The 17199-nt window shown below is 73.5% G+C and carries 19 protein-coding genes; 15 read left to right on the forward strand and 4 right to left on the reverse strand.

Going from position 1 to position 17199, the window contains the following annotated elements:
• The first annotated feature begins 12 nt into the window (after positions 1-12).
• From ACE3UN_RS12195 to ACE3UN_RS12250, 12 genes are all read left to right on the forward strand, one after another.
• Positions 13-2388 carry an MMPL family transporter gene (locus ACE3UN_RS12195; protein WP_374675225.1) on the forward strand — a complete coding sequence of 792 codons (2376 nt, stop codon included), beginning with the start codon at positions 13-15 and terminating at the stop codon, positions 2386-2388.
• Complete coding sequence (locus tag ACE3UN_RS12200; protein ID WP_374675226.1) at positions 2385-3470, forward strand: class I SAM-dependent methyltransferase; 1086 nt, start codon at positions 2385-2387, stop codon at positions 3468-3470. The genes ACE3UN_RS12195 and ACE3UN_RS12200 overlap by 4 nt, the downstream gene beginning before the upstream one ends.
• A 5-nt stretch (positions 3471-3475) precedes the next feature.
• On the forward strand, positions 3476-4081 hold the full coding sequence (locus tag ACE3UN_RS12205; protein ID WP_374675227.1) for a DUF3261 domain-containing protein: 606 nt from the start codon (positions 3476-3478) through the stop codon (positions 4079-4081).
• Positions 4078-5238: a beta-ketoacyl-ACP synthase gene (locus ACE3UN_RS12210; protein ID WP_374675228.1), complete on the forward strand. Its 1161-nt coding sequence runs from the start codon at positions 4078-4080 to the stop codon at positions 5236-5238. The genes ACE3UN_RS12205 and ACE3UN_RS12210 overlap by 4 nt, the downstream gene beginning before the upstream one ends.
• Positions 5239-5240: 2 nt before the next feature.
• Positions 5241-5732: a hypothetical protein gene (locus tag ACE3UN_RS12215; RefSeq protein ID WP_374675229.1), complete on the forward strand. Its 492-nt coding sequence runs from the start codon at positions 5241-5243 to the stop codon at positions 5730-5732.
• Positions 5729-6292, forward strand: a complete 564-nt coding sequence (locus ACE3UN_RS12220) for a hypothetical protein (RefSeq protein ID WP_374675230.1) — start codon at positions 5729-5731, stop codon at positions 6290-6292. Before ACE3UN_RS12215 ends, ACE3UN_RS12220 begins: the two co-directional genes overlap by 4 nt.
• A complete protein-coding gene (fabG, locus tag ACE3UN_RS12225) occupies positions 6289-7026 on the forward strand; it encodes a 3-oxoacyl-ACP reductase FabG (RefSeq protein WP_374675231.1) in 738 nt (245 codons plus the stop codon). The genes ACE3UN_RS12220 and fabG overlap by 4 nt, the downstream gene beginning before the upstream one ends.
• Positions 7023-8255 carry a beta-ketoacyl-ACP synthase gene (locus ACE3UN_RS12230; RefSeq protein ID WP_374675232.1) on the forward strand — a complete coding sequence of 411 codons (1233 nt, stop codon included), beginning with the start codon at positions 7023-7025 and terminating at the stop codon, positions 8253-8255. The genes fabG and ACE3UN_RS12230 overlap by 4 nt, the downstream gene beginning before the upstream one ends.
• Positions 8256-8290: 35 nt before the next feature.
• Entirely contained in the window at positions 8291-8710 is a 420-nt protein-coding gene (locus ACE3UN_RS12235) for a hypothetical protein (protein ID WP_374675233.1), read from the forward strand.
• Between the two features lie 10 nt (positions 8711-8720).
• The gene (locus ACE3UN_RS12240; RefSeq protein ID WP_374675234.1) at positions 8721-9182 is read left to right on the forward strand and encodes an excinuclease ATPase subunit; all 462 of its coding nucleotides are present in this window, start codon (positions 8721-8723) and stop codon (positions 9180-9182) included.
• A gap of 31 nt (positions 9183-9213) precedes the next feature.
• Complete coding sequence (locus ACE3UN_RS12245) at positions 9214-9918, forward strand: 4'-phosphopantetheinyl transferase superfamily protein (protein ID WP_374675235.1); 705 nt, start codon at positions 9214-9216, stop codon at positions 9916-9918.
• 74 nt (positions 9919-9992) lie between these two features.
• Entirely contained in the window at positions 9993-10598 is a 606-nt protein-coding gene (locus ACE3UN_RS12250; protein ID WP_374675236.1) for a hypothetical protein, read from the forward strand.
• A gap of 3 nt (positions 10599-10601) precedes the next feature.
• On the opposite strand, the gene ACE3UN_RS12255 is transcribed toward ACE3UN_RS12250, so the two are convergent.
• Complete coding sequence (locus ACE3UN_RS12255) at positions 10602-11150, reverse strand: RBBP9/YdeN family alpha/beta hydrolase (protein ID WP_374675237.1); 549 nt, start codon at positions 11148-11150, stop codon at positions 10602-10604.
• A gap of 110 nt (positions 11151-11260) precedes the next feature.
• On the opposite strand from ACE3UN_RS12255, the gene argC reads away from it, so the two are divergent.
• Entirely contained in the window at positions 11261-12202 is a 942-nt protein-coding gene (argC, locus tag ACE3UN_RS12260) for an N-acetyl-gamma-glutamyl-phosphate reductase (protein ID WP_374675238.1), read from the forward strand.
• Between the two features lie 91 nt (positions 12203-12293).
• Here the strand turns inward: argC and ACE3UN_RS12265 are convergent, their stop codons facing one another.
• The 3 genes from ACE3UN_RS12265 to mnmG all read right to left on the reverse strand — a co-directional run bounded on the left by ACE3UN_RS12265 (position 12294) and on the right by mnmG (position 15969).
• Entirely contained in the window at positions 12294-13112 is an 819-nt protein-coding gene (locus ACE3UN_RS12265; protein WP_374675239.1) for a ParA family protein, read from the reverse strand.
• A 224-nt stretch (positions 13113-13336) separates the two neighbouring features.
• The gene (gene rsmG / locus ACE3UN_RS12270) at positions 13337-13999 is read right to left on the reverse strand and encodes a 16S rRNA (guanine(527)-N(7))-methyltransferase RsmG (protein WP_374675240.1); all 663 of its coding nucleotides are present in this window, start codon (positions 13997-13999) and stop codon (positions 13337-13339) included.
• The gene (gene mnmG / locus ACE3UN_RS12275; RefSeq protein WP_374675241.1) at positions 13996-15969 is read right to left on the reverse strand and encodes a tRNA uridine-5-carboxymethylaminomethyl(34) synthesis enzyme MnmG; all 1974 of its coding nucleotides are present in this window, start codon (positions 15967-15969) and stop codon (positions 13996-13998) included. Before mnmG ends, rsmG begins: the two co-directional genes overlap by 4 nt.
• A gap of 185 nt (positions 15970-16154) precedes the next feature.
• Here mnmG and ACE3UN_RS12280 point away from each other — a divergent pair, with 185 nt between their 5' ends.
• Together ACE3UN_RS12280 and ACE3UN_RS12285 are read left to right on the forward strand one after the other, a co-directional pair.
• Complete coding sequence (locus ACE3UN_RS12280) at positions 16155-16421, forward strand: YkgJ family cysteine cluster protein (protein WP_374675327.1); 267 nt, start codon at positions 16155-16157, stop codon at positions 16419-16421.
• Positions 16415-17092 (forward strand): Crp/Fnr family transcriptional regulator, encoded by a 678-nt coding sequence (locus tag ACE3UN_RS12285; protein WP_374675242.1) that lies wholly within the window; start codon positions 16415-16417, stop codon positions 17090-17092. The genes ACE3UN_RS12280 and ACE3UN_RS12285 overlap by 7 nt, the downstream gene beginning before the upstream one ends.
• The last annotated feature ends 107 nt before the right edge of the window (positions 17093-17199 follow it).

Raw genomic sequence — 17199 nt, forward strand, 5'->3', positions numbered from 1 at the left:
GCCCGCGCCCCGGTGACCCGGCACGGGCAGGCCACTGCCTGGCTGCGCCTGCTGGCGGCGGTCTGGCTGCTGGCGGTGCTGGCCATCGCCGCCCACCAGTGGCGGTTCTGGTCCGCCGCCCGCCTGGACACCGACGTGATGGCCTTGCTGCCGCGCGACGAGCACGAGCCGGCCGTCGCCGCGGCCACGCAGCGCCTGGCCCGCTCGGCCGAGGGCCGGGTGGTGGTCATGCTGGGCGCCGCCTCCGATGGTGACGCGCGCCGTGCCGCCCAGGCGTGGCGCCTGGCGCTGCCCGCGGCCCTGGGCTGGCGCGAACAGCGCGTGGACGAGGCGGCCGCGGCGGCGAGCGTGGCGTTCTACCGCCCATGGCGTGACCGCCTGCTCACGGCGGGGCAGCGCGAGTGGCTGGTGGCCCAGCCGGCCGATGTGGCCGCCGAGCGGGCCCTGTCGGCCCTGCACCAACCTGGGCCAGGCGGTCGCCTGACGCCCTGGGCCGCGGACCCGCTGGGCCTGTGGCCGGCGTGGTGGGCCGCGCGTGGCGGCGAGACACTGGCCCGCCCCGAGCAGGGCGAGCTGGTGCTGGCCTCGGGTGACGGCGCCGGGCGCCGGCACTGGGTCGTGCTGCTGTACGACACCGGCCGGCCGGCCTTTGCGCTCGACGGTGAAGCGCGCATCGCAGACGCCCTGGCCACGGCCGAGCAGGCGGCGCGCGCCGCCGTGCCCACGCTCGTGCTGCACCGCGCCGGCTTGCCCTTGCACGCCGAAGCGGCGGCCGTGCAGGCCAGCCGGGAGGTCAACTCGATCGGCTGGGGCTCGCTCGCGGCGGTCATGGCGCTGGTGTGGCTGGCCTTCCGCCGCGTCCGCGCCCTGGCGCTGGTGGCCTTGTCGCTGGGCATCGGCGTGGCCGCCGGCGTGTCGGCCACGGCGCTGGTGTTCGGCCAGGTGCACCTGCTCACGCTCGTCTTCGGTGCCAGCCTGGTCGGCGTGGCCGAGGACTACGGCATCCACTGGTTCGCCAGCCGGCAGGCCGCGCCGGACGAGGCGCCGGCGCGGCTGCTGCGCCACCTGCTGCCCGGCCTGGTGCTGGCGCTGGTGACGAGCGTGCTGGGGTATGCCGTGCTGGCCTGGGCGCCCTTCCCGGGGCTGCGCCAGATGGCGGTGTTCTCCGCCGCGGGCCTGAGCGCGGCCTTCCTTACCGCCCTGTGCTGGTTTCCCCTGCTCGACGGCCGCGCCCCGGCCATGACCGGGCTGTCGCGCCGCATCGCCGCCAGCCTCGCGCGGTGGCCACGCTGGCACGGACAGGCGGCGCAGACCGTGGGGCTGGTGGCCCTGGGCCTGGTGCTGGCCACCGGGCTGAGCCGGGTGCAGCCCAACGACGACATCCGCCAGCTGCAGTCCTCGCCCGCCGCCCTGGTGGCCGACCAGCGCGAGGTCGGCCGCCTGCTCGGCCTGCCCAGCCCCGGCCAGTTCTATGTCGTCATGGCGGCGGACGAGGCGGGCCTGCTGGCGCGCGAGGAAGCGCTCACTGCGCGGCTGGCGCCGCTGCGCGCCTCGGGGGTGCTCGCCGGCTGGCAGGCACTGTCCGACTGGGTGCCTTCGCCGGATCGCCAGCGGGCCGACGCCGCGCTCACCGCGCGCACCGAGGCCGCCGTGCTGCAGGCGGTGAACAGCCGGCTGGGCGAATCCATCACCCGTCCGCCCTTCGCCGCCGAGCCGCTCACCCTGGCGCAGTGGCGCCAGGGGGCCGCGGCGGCCGCCGGCGCGCACCTGTGGCTGGGCGAGGTGCCCCAGGCCGACGGCGGCACCGCCGTCGCCAGCCTGGTGATGCTGCGCGGCGTCGAGGGCGCCGCGGCGCTGCCCCGCCTGGCCGCCGCGGCGGACGGGCTGCCCGGCGTGCGCTGGGTGGACAAGCCGGCCGAGGTCTCGCAGCTGCTGGGCCGCTACCGCGCCAGCATGACGTGGCTGCTGATCGCCGGCCACGCGCTGGTGCTGGCGGCCCTGGCCTGGCGCTTCGGCCACCGCGCCTGGCGCGCGTGGGCGCCGACGGCCATCGCCTCCGTCGCGGCCGTGGCGGTGCTGGGCCTGCTCGGCATGCCGCTGCAACTGTTCAACGTGCTGGCGCTGCTGCTGCTGCTGGGCGTGGGCGTGGACTACGGCGTGTTCCTGCTCGAGCATCGGGGCGACGGCGCGGCCTGGCTCGCGGTGGTGCTCGGTGCCGCCAGCACCGCCTTGTCGTTCGGCCTGCTGGCCGTGTCCTCCACCCCCGCCCTGCGCGCCTTCGGCCTCACCCTCGGCATCGGCCTGGCCGCCGTCAGCCTGCTCGCCCCCTGGCTGCGCGCCGGCCGCGACACCCCGGACGCCACCCCTTCCGTCCTGACCGCCCCATGACCCACCTGAGCTTCTCCCCCGCCCGCCAGACGGCCTTCGACGCCCGTTTCGCCGCCCAGCGCATCGCCTTCGGCCCCGTGGTGTTCCAGTGCGTGCGTTATGCGTGGAAGCGCGGCATGCTGCAGGCCCTGTCCGAATCCGGCACCGACGGGCGCTCGGTGGACGAGCTGGCCGCCACCGGCCGCTGGACCGCCTACGCGCTGAAGGTGGCGCTCGAAACCTGCCTGTCGGCCGGCGTGGTGCAGCGCCGCGAGGACGGCCGCTACGTGCTGGACAAGACCGGCTACTGTCTGCTGTCCGACCGCATGACGCAGATCAACCTGAACTTCGTGCACGACGTCTGCTACCGCGGCCTGGCCGACCTGGACACCGCGCTCGACACCGAGCGCCCGGTGGGCCTGAAGGCGCTGGGCGACTGGCCCACGCTGTACGAGGGCATGGCCGAGCTGCCCGAGCCGGCCAAGACCAGCTGGTTCGAGTTCGACCACCTGTATTCCGACACCTCGTTCCCCGACGTGCTGCCCGACGTGATGGCGACGGCACCGCGCCATGTGATGGACATCGGCGCCAACACCGGCAAGTTCGCCCGCCTGGCCCTGGCCGCGGAGCCCTCGCTGCACCTGCACCTGGTGGACCTGCCGCAGCAGCTGGCCGTGGCCGAGCGCACCCTCGTCGAGGCCGGCACCCGCGAGCGGGCCACCCTGCATGCCCGCGACATGCTGGACCCGTCGGCCACCCTGCCCACGGGCATGGACCTGGTGTGGATGAGCCAGTTCCTGTCCTGCTTCAGCGAGCCCGTCATCGGCTCCATCCTGCAGCGGGCGGCGCAGGCGCTGGCGCCGCAGGGCCAGGTGCTGATCCTGGACACGCTGTGGGACAGCCAGCGCTACGACATCGCCACCTTCTGCCTGATCAACACCTCGCCGTACTTCACCGCCATGGCCAGCGGCAACAGCAAGATCTACGAGAGCGGCGACTACATCCGCCTGGCCGAGGCCGCCGGCCTGCGGCTGGTGGCCCGGCGCGACGGCATCGGCTACGGCCATTCGCTGCTGCGCTTCGCCCGCGCCACCGGGGCCTGATCGCCGTGGCACCGCCCCTGCCCCTGCGTGCTGCCGCCGTGTCGGCGCTGCTGGCCGCCTGCGTGACGCTGGGCGCCGTGTCCGGCTGCGCCGGCGTGCCCACGTCCACCCCGCCGGGCGCGGGGGCGTCCGCGCCGCTGCCCTTGTTCCGCCTGCCTCCCGCCACCCTGGGCCGGCGTCTCGCCTGGCAGCAGCGCCTGCAGCTCGAGCGCGACGGCCAGGCGATGGCGCCGCTGGAGGCCCTGCTGGAAGTGGACGCGCAACGCCTGCAGCTGGCCCTGCTGGCCCCCGGCCGCACCCTGGCGCGCCTCACCTGGGACGGCCGGGACCTGCACAGCGAGACGGCCGCCGGCTGGCCGCCGGCCGTGCCGCCCGAGCGTGTGCTGAGCGACCTGCAACTGGCGCTGTGGCCGGCGCAGGCGCTGCGACAGGCGCTGCCCGCGGGCTATCGCCTGGATGACACGGACGGCCAGCGCGTGCTGTGGCAGGGCGACGAGGCCGTGGTGCGCGTCCAGGGCGCCGGCAGCCCCCGCATCGAGCTCGTGCACCACCGGCTCGCGTACCGGCTGCGCATCGACTCGGTGCCGCTCGCCGAGGAGCCCGGCGCATGAGCTCCCCTGCCGTGTACCTGCAGGCCATGGGCCTGAGCTGCGCCCTGGGGGCCGACGCCGCGGCGGTGCGCGAGGGCCTGTTCACGTCCCGGCCGCCGCAGGTGCCACGCACCGACGCCTTCAGCCCCGGCCGCCCCGTGGCCCTGGGCGTGGCCAGCGTGCCGCCCGGCGCCCCGCGCACCCATGCGCTGGCCAGCCAGGCCCTGGCCGGGATCGCGAGCGACGTGGCCCGGGCCGTCGACCGCTTCGGCCCCGCCCGCGTGGCCGTGGTGGTGGGCAGCAGCACCGCGGGCGTGGCCGAGGGCGAGGCCGCCGAGCTGGCGCGCGCCGTGCACGGCCACTGGCCGGCCGGCTACCACTACGCGCTCCAGGAAATGGCCAGCCCGGCGCGGCACGTGGCCGCCGCGGTCGGCGCGGCGGGCCCCGTGTACGGCATCTCCACCGCATGCTCGTCCGGCGCCAAGGCCCTGGCGGCGGGCGCCCGGCTGCTGCAGGCCGGCCTGGCCGACGCGGTGGTCTGCGGTGGCGCCGATGCGCTGTGCCGGCTCACCGTGGCCGGCTTCAGCGCGCTGGAGTCGGTGTCGGCCGGCGTGTGCAACCCCATGTCCCGGCACCGCGACGGCATCCACCTGGGCGAAGGCGGGGCCCTGTTCCTGCTCGGCCGCGAGCCCGGCCCGCTGCGCCTGGCCGGCTGGGGCGAAACGTCCGACGCGCACCACATGTCCGCGCCAGACCCCACCGGCCGGGGCGCCGAGGACGCCATGCGCCGGGCGCTGCAGCGCGCCGGCCTGGGCGCGGGGGCGATCGACTACCTGAACCTGCACGGCACCGCCACGCCGCACAACGACGCCATGGAAAGCCGCGCCGTGGCGGCGGTGTTCGGCAGTGCCCTGCCCGCCAGCTCCACCAAGCCGCTCACCGGCCACACGCTGGCCGCGGCCGGGGCTCTGGAGGCGGCCTTCTGCTGGCTCACGCTGGTGGACAACCCCGGTGGCCGGCTGCCTGCGCACTGGTGGGACGGCGCGGTCGACGAGACGCTGCCCGCGCTGCACCTGGTGCGCCCGGGCGAGACGGCGCCGCGGCCGCCCCGCACCGCGCTGAGCAACTCCTTCGCCTTCGGCGGCAGCAACGTGAGCCTGCTGTTCGCCGCGGAGTGACCATGACCGCCCCCGCCGAGACGCCCCACGACATCGCCCACTACGTGCCGCACCGCGGCACCCTGCTGCTGCTGGACCGGCTGCTGGCGGTGGATGACCAGGCCGCCCGTGCCGAGCTGACGGTGCGCGAGGACAGCCCGTTCGCCCGCGACGGCGCCGTGCCCGCGTGGGTGGGCATCGAGTACATGGCCCAGACCATCGCCGCCTGGGCCGGCGCCCGCGCCCGCGCCGCCGGCCGCGAGCCGGGCATCGGCTACCTGCTCGGCAGCCGCCGCTACATGCCGCACTGCCCGCGCTTCCCCGCCGGCCAGGTCCTGCACATCAGCGCGCGCTGCGAACTGATCGGCGACAACGGCCTGGGACAATTCGACTGCCACATTCGAGACGCGCACGGCCAGCTGCTGGCCGAGGCCATGGTCTCGGTGTTCGAGCCGCCCCCCGAGGGCGCCGGCACCGGGCCCGCCACACCACACGAGGGAGCTGCCACACCATGACGATCCGAGCCCGCCTGGCGCTGGCGGCCTGCCTGCTGGCCGCCCAGCCAGCCGCCCACGCCCAACGCACACCCGTGCCGGTGATGGACTTCATCGACGTGCCGGTGAGCCTGGCCACCGACCGGCCGCAGACGGCCGAGACGGTGCAGGCCGCCTTCCTGCGCGCCGCGCCGCGGCGCGGCTGGCAGGTGCAGCCCGAAGCGCCTGGAACGCTGAAGGGCGTGTACGAGAAGGGGGAAAAGCACCGCGTGGTGGTGGCGATCACCTATGACGCCCAGCGCTACTCGGTGCGGTACGTGGACAGCGTCAACATGAAGTACGGTGACGCACCGATGGAACTATCGGTCGCGCGATCTACCAGGGTTGCAGCAGCGGAACAGCGCGCGATGTTCATGGATCGGCCGGAGTCGGCATACGCCAAGCCCTCCGCGTTCGTCATCCATCCCTTTTATGAGCGCTGGGTGCACGAGTTGCTGAGCGCAGTTCGCAGCGAGCTGGGCGCGAGCGCGGGTGCCACCGCCGTGCCGCCAGCCGCCATCGCCTCGCAGGGGGCGCGATGAGCACCGCCGCTGCCCGCACCGTGCTCGTCACCGGCTCCAGCCGCGGCATCGGCCGCGCCATCGCCCTGCGCCTGGCGCGTGACGGGCTGGGCGTGGTGGTGCACGGGCGCAGCGCCTCGCCCGCGGCGCAGGCGGTGGTGGACGAGGTCGCGGCCGCCGGCGGCACGGCGCGCCTGCTGTGCTTCGACGTCGCCGATCGCGCCGCCGCGGCGGCCGCGCTGGAGGCCGACATGGACGCGCATGGCGCCTACTACGGCGTGGTCTGCAACGCCGGCATCGCCCGCGACGCGGCCTTCCCCGCCATGACGGGCGAGGAATGGGACAGCGTGATCCACACCAACCTCGATGCCTTCTACAACGTGCTGCAGCCGGTGGTGATGCCCATGGTGCGGCGCCGCCAGCCCGGGCGCATCGTCACGCTGGCGTCCGTCTCGGGCCTGGTGGGCAACCGCGGCCAGGCCAACTACAGCGCCGCCAAGGCGGGCCTGATGGGCGCCACCAAGGCCCTGGCCATCGAGCTGGCCAGGCGCGACATCACCGTCAACTGCGTGGCACCCGGTCTCATCGAGACGGAGATGGTGCCGCCCGAGGTGGTGGACGAGGCGATGAAGATGATCCCGGCACGCCGCATGGGGCGGCCGGAGGAAGTGGCCGCGCTGGTGGCCTTTCTCATGTCCGCCGAGGCGGGCTACATCACCCGCCAGGTGATTTCGGTGAACGGAGGCATGGTGTGAGCAAGCGGGTCGTCATCACGGGCATGGGGGCGCTCAGCCCCATCGGCCACGACTGGGCGACGGTGCACGACCGCCTGCGCTCGCGGCGCAACGCGGTGCAGCGCATGGCCGAGTGGGACGTCTACGACGGGCTCAACACGCGCCTGGGCGCGCCGGTGGCGCCCTTCGACCTGCCGGCCCACTACAACCGCAAGACCACCCGCAGCATGGGCCGCGTGGCCATCATGGGCACGCGGGCCAGCGAGCTGGCGCTGATCGACGCCGGCCTGCTGGGCAGCCCGCTGCTGGGCAGCGGGCGCGTGGGCATCTCGTACGGCTCGTCGGCCGGCACGCCCAAGGCCATCGGCGACTTCGGCCGCATGATCACCGAGAAGACCACCGAGGGCATCACGGCGAGCACGTACATCAAGATGATGTCGCACACCGCCGCGGTGAACATGGGCGTGTTCTTCGGCATCACCGGCCGCATCATCACCACCAGCAGCGCCTGCACGTCCGGCTCGCAGGGCATCGGCTACGCCTACGAGGCCATCCAGCAGGGCAAGCAGGTGGCCATGCTGGCTGGCGGCGCCGAGGAGCTGGACGCCACGGAAGCCGCGGTGTTCGACACGCTCTTCGCCACCAGCGTGCGCAACGACCGGCCCGACGCCTCGCCCCGTCCGTTCGACGCCGAGCGCGACGGCCTGGTGCTCGGCGAGGGCGCCTGCACGCTCGTGCTGGAGGAGCTGGAGCACGCCCGCTCGCGCGGTGCACGCATCCATGCCGAGGTGATCGGCTTCGGCACCAACAGCGACGGCCAGCACGTGACCCACCCGCAGCACGACACCATGGCGCAGGCCCTGCGGCTGGCGCTGGACGACGCCGGCCTGCCGCCGCAGGCCGTGGGCTACGTGAACGCGCATGGCACCGCCACCGACCACGGCGACGTGGCCGAGTCGCTGGCCACGCAGGCCGTGTACGGCAGCCGCGTGCCGATCAGCTCGCTCAAGAGCTACATGGGCCACACGCTGGGCGCCTGTGGCGCGCTGGAGGCCTGGATGAGCATTGAGATGATGCGCGAGGGCTGGTTCGCCCCGACGGTGAACCTCACCCGCGTGGACGAGCGCTGCGCCCCGCTCGACTACATCATGGGCGAGGGCCGCCACATCGAGACCGACGTGGTGGTCAGCAACAATTTCGCGTTCGGCGGCATCAACACCTCGCTGGTCTTCCGGCGCTGGCCCGGCTGACGCGTTCCCCATCTGCACCCCGGAGGAGAAGACCGATGACCCGACCCCCCTCAGCCATGCGTGGCTGGCTGCTCGCCCTGGCCCTGGCCGCGGCGCTCGGCACGGCCCATGGCCGCGACGCACCGATGGTGCAACCCGGCCGCGTGCTGCTGGCCACGGCCGACGGCCAGGCCAGTGGCACCCCCGCGGTGCGTGCCGCGATTCTCAAGGGGGCGCAGGGCCTGGGCTGGATGCTCGGCGCCGAGGAGCCCGGCAAGCTCACGCTCAAGTTCAACAAGCAAGGCAAGCACGAGGTGGTGATCGCGGCCGTGTACGACGACAAGGGCTACGAGCTGACGTACGTGGACAGCACGAACATGAATTTCAGCCGCCATGCCGACGGCAGCATGGAGATCCACCCCAACTACAACCGCTGGATCGCCAACCTGATCAAGCACATCGCCACCGCCCCCTGAGGAGACGCCCATGAACCGATCGAACACCCTTCTGCACCTGGTCGCCGCGCTGGCCGCGACCGCCACGCTGGCCGCGGCCCCGGCCGCCCAGGCGCGCGACACGGAGTACAAGATTCCCTTCGCCGAGGTAATGGAGATGCCCGAGGCCAAGCAGCAGCTCGACGGCTCGGTGAAGTTCTACTTCGGCGACGAGAAGCCGGGCAAGGTGATCACCACGCTGGGCGACGACGTCTCCAACAAGAAGACCAACGGCGTCGGCAAGGACGACCGCTTCGGCTGCAAGTGGGCCGCCCTGTCCGCCCTGGTGGCGCTGCAGGACAGCGCCAAGCGCCAGGGCGCGAACGCCGTGATCAACGTGGTGAGCTACTACAAGCGCGACACCTTCAAGAGCAACACCGAGTTCGAGTGCCACGCCGGCGCCATCGTGATCGGCGTGGCGCTCAAGGGCACCTACGCCAAGGTCGCGCCCTGATCCGCGGCCCGGGCCATCGCCCCGCCGAGCCATGGCCGACCCCGTGCTCGCGTGGCAGGTGGACCGGGTGGACGCGGTGCTGGCGCGGGCCCCGGCAGAGCCGGGCTGGCTCAGCGCCAGCGAGGCCGCGCGGCTGCCCGGGCTGGCCCATGGCGGCCGCCGCGGCCAGTTCCTGGCCGGACGCTGGCTGCTGCGCGAGCTGCTGGCCCGCCGCGCCCCGGCAACCGACCCGCGCGACTGGGCGCTCGATGGCACCCCGGGCCGCGCGCCCGCCCTGGCGCCAGGCTGCCCGCACGTGCCCGGGCTGGACACGCTGAGCCTCAGCCACAGCGGCGACTGGGTCGCCGCCGCCGCGGGCACCGGCCCGCTGGGCATGGACATCGAATCGTGGCCGCCACGCCGCCCGCGGGATGCGGCGGCCCTGCTGGGCGCCATCTGCCAGCCGCCGGAGCAGGCGCACTGGCTGGCGGGGCCGCCCGAGGGCCTGGCCTGGCGGCTGCATGTGTGCTGGACGCTGAAGGAAGCGGCGGCCAAGGCGCTGGGCCATGCCGCCCTGCCCGAGCCGCTGCGGGCCCTGCCCTGCCGGCCCGCGGCGCCTGGCGAGCCGCCGAATGCCGGCTCGTGGCACGGGCCGCGCTGGGTGGCGGCGCTGTGCCAGGCGCGGGGCCTTCGGGCCCCGCTTCCCGCGGGGTGGCGGGCCTGGTGCGTGGACGAGCTTCCCCCGCTCATGGTGTAGGCGCGCTCGGGCGCCGCGGCTATGCTGCCGCCTCCGCGCACCTGCGCTAATCCGTTATTCCCCTGGAGTTCCCCATGATCCGTTCCAGCCGCCGTGCGGCCGTGGTGCTGGGCCTGGTGGCGGCCGTGGCCGTCACCACCGGCTGCGCCTCCAAGGTCAAGGCCACCCGCACGCAGAACCCGCCGCCCACCGAAGCCTATGGCGCGTTCGGCCGCATCGAGGTCAAGCCGATCGTGCTGGCCCCCGCCTTTGCCGGGGACGACGCCAACCAGCGTGCCATGGCGAAGATCCAGGAGAACCTGGACAAGGAGCTCGCGCCGCACCTGGCCGGGTGGAACAAGCGGGCCGACAACGGCCGCCGGCTGGTGCTCGAGCCGGTCATCGAGGAGATCCGCTTCATCGGCGTGGGCGCCCGCATCTGGACCGGCCCGCTGGCGGGCAGTTCCGGCGTGCGCATGACGCTGCGGGCCAAGGACGCCGCCACCGGCAAGCCGGTGGACAACGCCGAGTTCTACCAGCGCTCCAGCGCCGGCTCGGGCTTTGCGCTCGGCGTGGCGGACAACCTCATGCTGACCCGCACCGCCCAGCTCATCGCCCAATACGTCGTGCGCAACCACGCGCAGGCCGTGGGTGGCCCCACGGGCGCGACCGAGGAGCTGGTGGCCCCGGCCGCCAAGTGAGGCTCAGGGCCGGGCGGTGGCCAGCAGCCAGCGTCGGCCCTCGTCCCAATCGCCCAGCCCCGATTCGGCGTTGATGTGGCCGCGCGCCCCGATGGACTGGGCCGGCACGGCCCAGTCGGCCGCCAGCCGGCGGGCCGCCTCGGGACGGCAGAAGGGGTCGTCCTCGCTGTAGACCAGCCGCGCCGGACACGTCAGCGGCCGGCGCACGGCGGGCCGCCAGCCCTGCAGCTGCGGCGGCAGGTCCGGCTTGTCCAGGTCGGGTGGGGCCACCAGCAGCGCCCCGTGCACCCGGCCAGCATGCCGGGAGTGGGCCGCCCAGGCCGCCACCAGGTGGCAGCCCAGGCTGTGTGCGGCCAGCAGCGCCGGGCGTTCGTCGGCCAGCACCGCCTGCTCCAGCTGGGCCATCCAGTCGCCGCGCCGCGGCCAGACCCAGTCGTCCTGCAGCACGCGCTCGTCGCCATGCCGCCCCTCCCACCGGGTCTGCCAGTGGCCCGGCCCGGAATCGAGCCAGCCGGGCACAAGCAGGACGCGCAGAGGCTGGGAGTCGGTCATCGCTTGGCTTATCCTCGGGTGCAACAGCAGCCCATTCTGCGGCACGCGGCCTGCCGGGTGTCCCGCACGCGCCGGCGGCCCTCGCCCGCTCTCCCACCCAAGGATTTCCCATGACGACCCGTGTCTATGTCGACGGCCAGGAAGGCACGACCGGACTGCGCATCCACGAGATGCTCGCCTTGCGTGGCGACATCGAGGTGCTGAAGATCGACCCGGACAAGCGCAAGGACGCGGACGAACGCGCCCGCCTGCTGAACGCCGCCGACGTGGCATTCCTGTGCCTGCCCGACGCGGCCGCGCGTGAAGCGGCGGCACTGGTGACCAACCCGCGCACCTGCCTGATCGACGCCAGCACGGCCCACCGCACGGCCCCGGGCTGGGTCTTCGGCCTGCCGGAGCTGGCGCCCGGCCAGCGGGACCTGCTGCGTGCGGCCAAGCGCATCGCCAACCCGGGCTGCCACGCGACGGCCTTCATCCTGCTGATGCGGCCACTCGTCGACGCCGGGCTCGTGCCGCCCGACTACCCGCTGAGCGTCACCTCGATCACCGGCTATTCCGGCGGCGGCAAGAAGATGATCGAGCAGTACCAGGCGGGCGGCGACGCCGCGCTGCAGTCCCCCCGCCCCTACGCGCTGGGCCTGGCGCACAAGCACCTGCCCGAGATGACCACCCACTCGCGGCTCACCCGCCTGCCGGTGTTCATGCCGGTGGTGGCCAATTTCTACAAGGGCCTCGCCGTGAGTGTGCCCTTGCATCTGGGCCACCTGCCGGGCACCGTGACGGGCGCGGCCCTGCACGACGCGCTGTCCGCCCACTACGCACACGAGCGCTACATCCGGGTCATGCCACTGTCCGATCCGGAGACCCTGGCGCATGGCTTCTTCGACGTGCAGGCGTGCAACGACACGAACCGGGCCGACCTCTTCGTGTTCGCGAACGAGCAGCACGCGGTGCTGATCGCCCGTCTGGACAACCTGGGCAAGGGGGCCAGCGGCGCCGCGGTGCAGTGCATGAACGTGCACCTGGGCAAGGACGAGGCGCTGGGCCTCTGACGCGCCGGGGCGCGGTCACGGGACGCCGGCGCGCCGGGGCGCGGTCACGGGACGCCGGCGCGCCGGCTGGCCAGGCCGGCCCGGCGTGGCGTCAGCCGCCGGCCGCCGCAGGCGCTGCGTCGGCCGGCACGCCGGGCGGCGCGCTCCCCGCCACGCGGGCCACCATCTCGCGCGCGAAGTCGACGAAGGCCTGCGCGCCCTTGGACGACGGGTCGAAGACCACACCGGGCAGCCCATAGCTCGGTGCCTCCGCGAGACGGACGTTGCGCGGGATCACGGTGTTGAACACCTTGTCGCCGAAGTGGGCCTTGAGCTGGTCGCTGACCTGCGTCTGCAAGGTGATGCGGGGGTCGAACATCACGCGCAACAGGCCGATGAGCTGCAGGTCGCGGTTCAGGTTGGCGTGCACCTGCTTGATGGTGTTGACGAGGTCGGTCAGCCCCTCGAGCGCGAAGTACTCGCACTGCATGGGCACGATGACGCCGTGTGCGCTGCACAGCCCATTGAGCGTGAGCAGGCTCAGTGACGGCGGGCAATCGATGAGCACGAAGTCGTAGTCGGCCTCGGCCGCCTTGAGCGCGCGGCGCAGGCGCTCGTTGCGGTGGTCGAGGCTCACCAGCTCGACCTCGGCGCCCGCCAGTTCGCGGTTGGCGCCAAGCACGTCATAACCGCCCTTGTCCGAACGCACCCGCGCCTCGGCCACGCTGGCGCTGTCCAGCAGCACGTCGTAGACGGTGGACGCCAGGGTGCGCTTGTCCACGCCGGAGCCCATGGTGGCATTGCCTTGCGGGTCCAGGTCCACGAGCAGCACCCGCTGCCCCACGCGCGCCAGGCCCGCCGCGAGGTTGACGGTGGTGGTCGTCTTGCCGACGCCGCCTTTCTGGTTGGCAATGCAGAAGATCCGGGACATGGGGCGATTGTCGCCGCTCCGCCGCCCTGCGCGGGGCACGCCATGTGCGCTTCCTCGCGCCCGTGGCGTGCGCGATGGCGTCAACGCGCTGGATCCACGCGCCGCCTCACCGAGTGGCAGACGGAGCAGCGGCCCGGCCCCGGCGCGCCTGTGGACAAGCCTGTGCACAGGCGGTGCATGCCGGGTGGGCAGACGGTGGACAGGCTGCCGACGGAGGCGTCCGGTCAGCGGCCGGGGCGCATCCAGACCAGGCAGCGGTCGGCCACCAGGCCGGGGACCTGCAGAGGTTCCACGTGAAACACCGTCACGGTGGGGGGCAACTCGGCCAGCTCGTCCGCGGCGGGCTTGCCTTTCATGGCGACCCACACGCCGCCCGGGGCCAGCGACGTGACCGTCAACGCGGTGAAGTCGGCCAGCGACGCAAACGCCCGGGAGATGACCAGGTCGTAAGGGGCCTCGCTCAGGTTCTCCACCCGAGCGTGCAGCGCCTGCAGGTTGGTCACGCCAAGCTCGGCGGCCACCTGGCGAATGAAGCTGGCCTTCTTGGCGACCGTGTCGACGCAGCTCACACGCCAGGCGGGTTCGCACAGCGCCAGCACCGCGCCGGGCAGGCCCGCACCGCTGCCCACGTCCAGCACGCGCGGCGCCGGCTGCCCCGCGAGGTGGCCGCGCAAGGCCGGCAGGGCGGCCAGGCAGTCCAGCAGGTGCTGGCGCAGCATGGCCTCGGGCTCCCGCACCGCCGTCAGGTTGTAGACCTGGTTCCAGCGGGCGATCAGCGCCAGGTAACGCAGCAGCTTGGTCCGGGTGGCGGCCGGCAGGTCCAGACCGAGCTGGCGCAGGCCATCGTCCAGATCGGGCGCCAGGCTGTCCCAATCGCTCGGCATCATGCGCGCAGCTCCCGGCCGGCATCGGCGGCGAAGCCGGGGAAGCGGCGCTTCTTCAGGTGCACCAGCAGCAGCGACACCGCCGCGGGCGTGACCCCCGAGATGCGCGACGCCTGGCCCAGCGTCTCGGGCCGGTGGCGGCTGAGCTTCTGGCGCACCTCGTGGCTGAGCGCGGTGACCTGCTCGTAGTCGAGCTCTGCGGGCAGACGCAGGTTTTCGTAGGCCTGCGCACGCCGCACTTCATCCACCTGCTTGTCGATGTAGCCGGCGTACTTCGTGGCGATTTCCACTTGTTCCACCACAGCGGCCGCCAGATCGTCACCCAACTCCGCCTGCAAGGTTTCACGTGAAACACCCGCCTCGGGGCGCGCCACGGCCGCCAGCTGCGACAGGCCCGCATAGTCCACACCCGGCCGGCGCAGCAGGTCGGCCAAGGTGTATTCCCGCTCGATGCCCTGCCCCAGCACCGGCTCGGCCACCTCCACCGGCAGGCGACCGGGGTGCACCCAGGTGCTGCGCAGCTTCTGCATTTCGCGCTCGATCGCCTCCCGCTTGCGCTCGAAGGCCACCCAGCGGACCTCGTCCACCAAGCCCAGCTCGCGCCCCAAGGCGGTCAGCCGGGCGTCGGCGTTGTCCTCGCGCAGCTGCAGGCGGAACTCCGCCCGGCTCGTGAACATCCGGTACGGCTCGGTCACGCCCTTGGTGACCAGGTCGTCCACCAGCACGCCCAGGTAGGCCTGGTCACGCCGCAGCGACAGGGGCGCCCGCCCCAGGGCCTGGGCAGCCGCATTGGCACCCGCGTACAGGCCTTGCGCCGCCGCCTCCTCGTAACCCGTGGTGCCATTGATCTGGCCGGCGAAGAACAGGCCGCCGATGGAGCGCGTCTCGAAGCTGCCCGTCAGGGCACGCGGGTCGAAGTAGTCGTATTCGATGGCGTAGCCCGGGCGCAGGATGTGCGCGTTTTCCAGGCCCACCATGGAACGCACCGCCGCCAGCTGCACGTCGAAGGGCAGCGAGGTGGAGATGCCGTTGGGGTAGACCTCGTGGGTCGTCAGCCCCTCCGGTTCCAGGAAGATCTGGTGGCTCGCCTTGTCGGCGAAGCGGTTGATCTTGTCCTCGATGCTCGGGCAGTAGCGCGGCCCCACCCCCTCGATGACGCCCGTGAACATGGGGCTGCGGTCGAAGCCTGAGCGGATGATGGCGTGCGTGCGCTCGTTGGTGTGCGTGATCCAGCACGGCAGCTGCCGTGGGTGCATGGCCGCCGCGCCGAGGAAGCTGAACACCGGCACCGGGTCGTGGTCGCCCGGCTGCTCCTCCAGCCGCGAGAAATCGATGCTGCGGCCGTCGATGCGCGGCGGGGTGCCGGTCTTCAGGCGCGCTTGCGGCAGCTGCAGCTCCTTCAGCCGGGCCGACAGCCGCACCGCCGGCGGGTCGCCCGCCCGGCCCGCGGCGTGGTTCTCCAGGCCCACATGGATGCGCCCGTCCAGAAAGGTGCCCGCCGTGAGCACGACGGCCCGCCCCCGGAAGGTGATGCCCACCTGCGTGACGGCGCCCACGACCCGGTCCTGCACGCCGTCCGATTCCACCACCAGATCGTCCACCGCCTGCTGGAAGAGCCACAGGTTGGGCTGGTTCTCCAGGCGGCGACGGATGGCGGCCTTGTAGAGCACGCGGTCGGCCTGGGCGCGCGTGGCGCGCACGGCCGGCCCCTTGCTGGAGTTGAGGATGCGGAACTGGATGCCGGCCTCGTCGGTGGCCAGGGCCATCGCGCCACCGAGCGCGTCGACCTCCTTGACCAGGTGGCCCTTGCCGATCCCGCCGATGGACGGGTTGCAGCTCATCTGGCCGAGCGTCTCGATGTTGTGCGTCAGCAGCAGCGTGGCCGCGCCCATGCGGGCGGCGGCCAAGGCCGCCTCCGTGCCGGCATGGCCGCCGCCGACCACGATCACGTCGAATTCCTGGGGGTAGAGCACGGGGGCCTTCCTGTCGCCGCAGGCACGCGGGACTCCGCATGCAAGGCCTTGATTTTAAAGGGCAATGCCGCCAGTGCGCCGGCGGACGGGAAAGAGTAGTGTGTGCTCACCTCTGTCGTACGATACAGCGCCCGCGGTGGTGAGCGAGGCGGCACAATCGCCCCATGCGCCCGCCCGACACGCCCATGGATTGCCGCCCGGCGTGCGGCGCCTGCTGCACCGCCCCGTCCATCACCAGCCCGATCCCCGGCATGCCCGCGGGCAAGCCGGCCGGTGTGCGCTGCGTGCAGCTGGACGACCACGCGCGATGCCGCCTGTTCGGCCGGCCGGAGCGGCCCGCCGTCTGCGGCTCGCTGCAGCCCAGCGCCGCCATGTGCGGGCGCACCCGCACCGACGCCCTGCGCTGGCTCACCGAGCTGGAGCGCCAGACGGCGCCCGCGGCCGCATGGTGAGCGCCGCTTCGGCCGACTGGGCGGCACGCCTGGCCACGCTCTACCCCGCCATCGGGGCCCTGCCTGAGGGCCTGCGCGACGACGTGCTCGCCACGCAGGCGCAGGCCGTCAGCGTCCCGGCCGGCACCCCGCTGTTCGACGAAGGAGCGCCCTGCCAGGGCTTCCCGCTCATCCTGGACGGCGAGGTGCGGGTCGCACGCGGCTCGCCCGGCGGCCGTTCCATCGAGCTGTACCGGGTGGCGCCGGGCGAGGTCTGCGTGGCCTCCGCCTCCTGCCTGTTCGGCCAGCGCAGCATGGTGGCGCACGGCGTGGCGTCGCAGCCGACCGCCCTGGTCCTGCTCTCCCCCACCGGCTTCGACCGCTGGGCCGCCGAGCCGGGCTTTCGCCACTACGTCTTCGGCGTGTTCGCCGACCGGCTGGCCGACCTGATGGCGCTGACGGAGGCCGTCGCCTTCCAGCGCCTCGACCAGCGCCTGGCCGCGGCGCTGCTCGGCCAGGGGCCGGTGCGCCAGACCACCCACCAGCAGTTGGCCGACGAGCTGGGCACCGTGCGGGAGATCGTCACCCGCCTGCTCAAGCGCTTCGAGCGGGCCGGCTGGATCACGCTGGGACGCGAGCGCATCGCGCTGCGCGACGCCGCGGCCCTCCGGCAACTGGCCGAGGGCCGCTGACGCGCCTCGCGCCGTGCGCCGTGCGCCCGGTGACTGCGGTCACAGACGGGCCGCCCCCCACCGCCGGATGATGCGACCACGCGGTGGGGGCCGTCCGGCCACCCGGC

This window comes from Ideonella sp., assembly GCF_041918995.1.
GTDB lineage: Bacteria > Pseudomonadota > Gammaproteobacteria > Burkholderiales > Burkholderiaceae_C > Ideonella.

Excerpts from the sequence above, each read along its gene's own strand:
- ACE3UN_RS12255 (WP_374675237.1), bottom strand. The coding sequence starts at position 11,150 with ATGACCGACTCCCAGCCTCTGCGCGTCCTGCTTGTGCCCGGCTGGCTC.
- ACE3UN_RS12200 (WP_374675226.1), top strand. The coding sequence starts at position 2,385 with ATGACCCACCTGAGCTTCTCCCCCGCCCGCCAGACGGCCTTCGACGCC.
- ACE3UN_RS12280 (WP_374675327.1), top strand. The coding sequence starts at position 16,155 with ATGGATTGCCGCCCGGCGTGCGGCGCCTGCTGCACCGCCCCGTCCATC.
- ACE3UN_RS12285 (WP_374675242.1), top strand. The coding sequence starts at position 16,415 with ATGGTGAGCGCCGCTTCGGCCGACTGGGCGGCACGCCTGGCCACGCTC.
- argC (WP_374675238.1), top strand. The coding sequence starts at position 11,261 with ATGACGACCCGTGTCTATGTCGACGGCCAGGAAGGCACGACCGGACTG.
- ACE3UN_RS12215 (WP_374675229.1), top strand. The coding sequence starts at position 5,241 with ATGACCGCCCCCGCCGAGACGCCCCACGACATCGCCCACTACGTGCCG.
- ACE3UN_RS12265 (WP_374675239.1), bottom strand. The coding sequence starts at position 13,112 with ATGTCCCGGATCTTCTGCATTGCCAACCAGAAAGGCGGCGTCGGCAAG.
- ACE3UN_RS12210 (WP_374675228.1), top strand. The coding sequence starts at position 4,078 with ATGAGCTCCCCTGCCGTGTACCTGCAGGCCATGGGCCTGAGCTGCGCC.
- rsmG (WP_374675240.1), bottom strand. The coding sequence starts at position 13,999 with ATGATGCCGAGCGATTGGGACAGCCTGGCGCCCGATCTGGACGATGGC.
- ACE3UN_RS12240 (WP_374675234.1), top strand. The coding sequence starts at position 8,721 with ATGAACCGATCGAACACCCTTCTGCACCTGGTCGCCGCGCTGGCCGCG.
- ACE3UN_RS12245 (WP_374675235.1), top strand. The coding sequence starts at position 9,214 with ATGGCCGACCCCGTGCTCGCGTGGCAGGTGGACCGGGTGGACGCGGTG.
- ACE3UN_RS12220 (WP_374675230.1), top strand. The coding sequence starts at position 5,729 with ATGACGATCCGAGCCCGCCTGGCGCTGGCGGCCTGCCTGCTGGCCGCC.
- ACE3UN_RS12250 (WP_374675236.1), top strand. The coding sequence starts at position 9,993 with ATGATCCGTTCCAGCCGCCGTGCGGCCGTGGTGCTGGGCCTGGTGGCG.
- ACE3UN_RS12235 (WP_374675233.1), top strand. The coding sequence starts at position 8,291 with ATGACCCGACCCCCCTCAGCCATGCGTGGCTGGCTGCTCGCCCTGGCC.
- fabG (WP_374675231.1), top strand. The coding sequence starts at position 6,289 with ATGAGCACCGCCGCTGCCCGCACCGTGCTCGTCACCGGCTCCAGCCGC.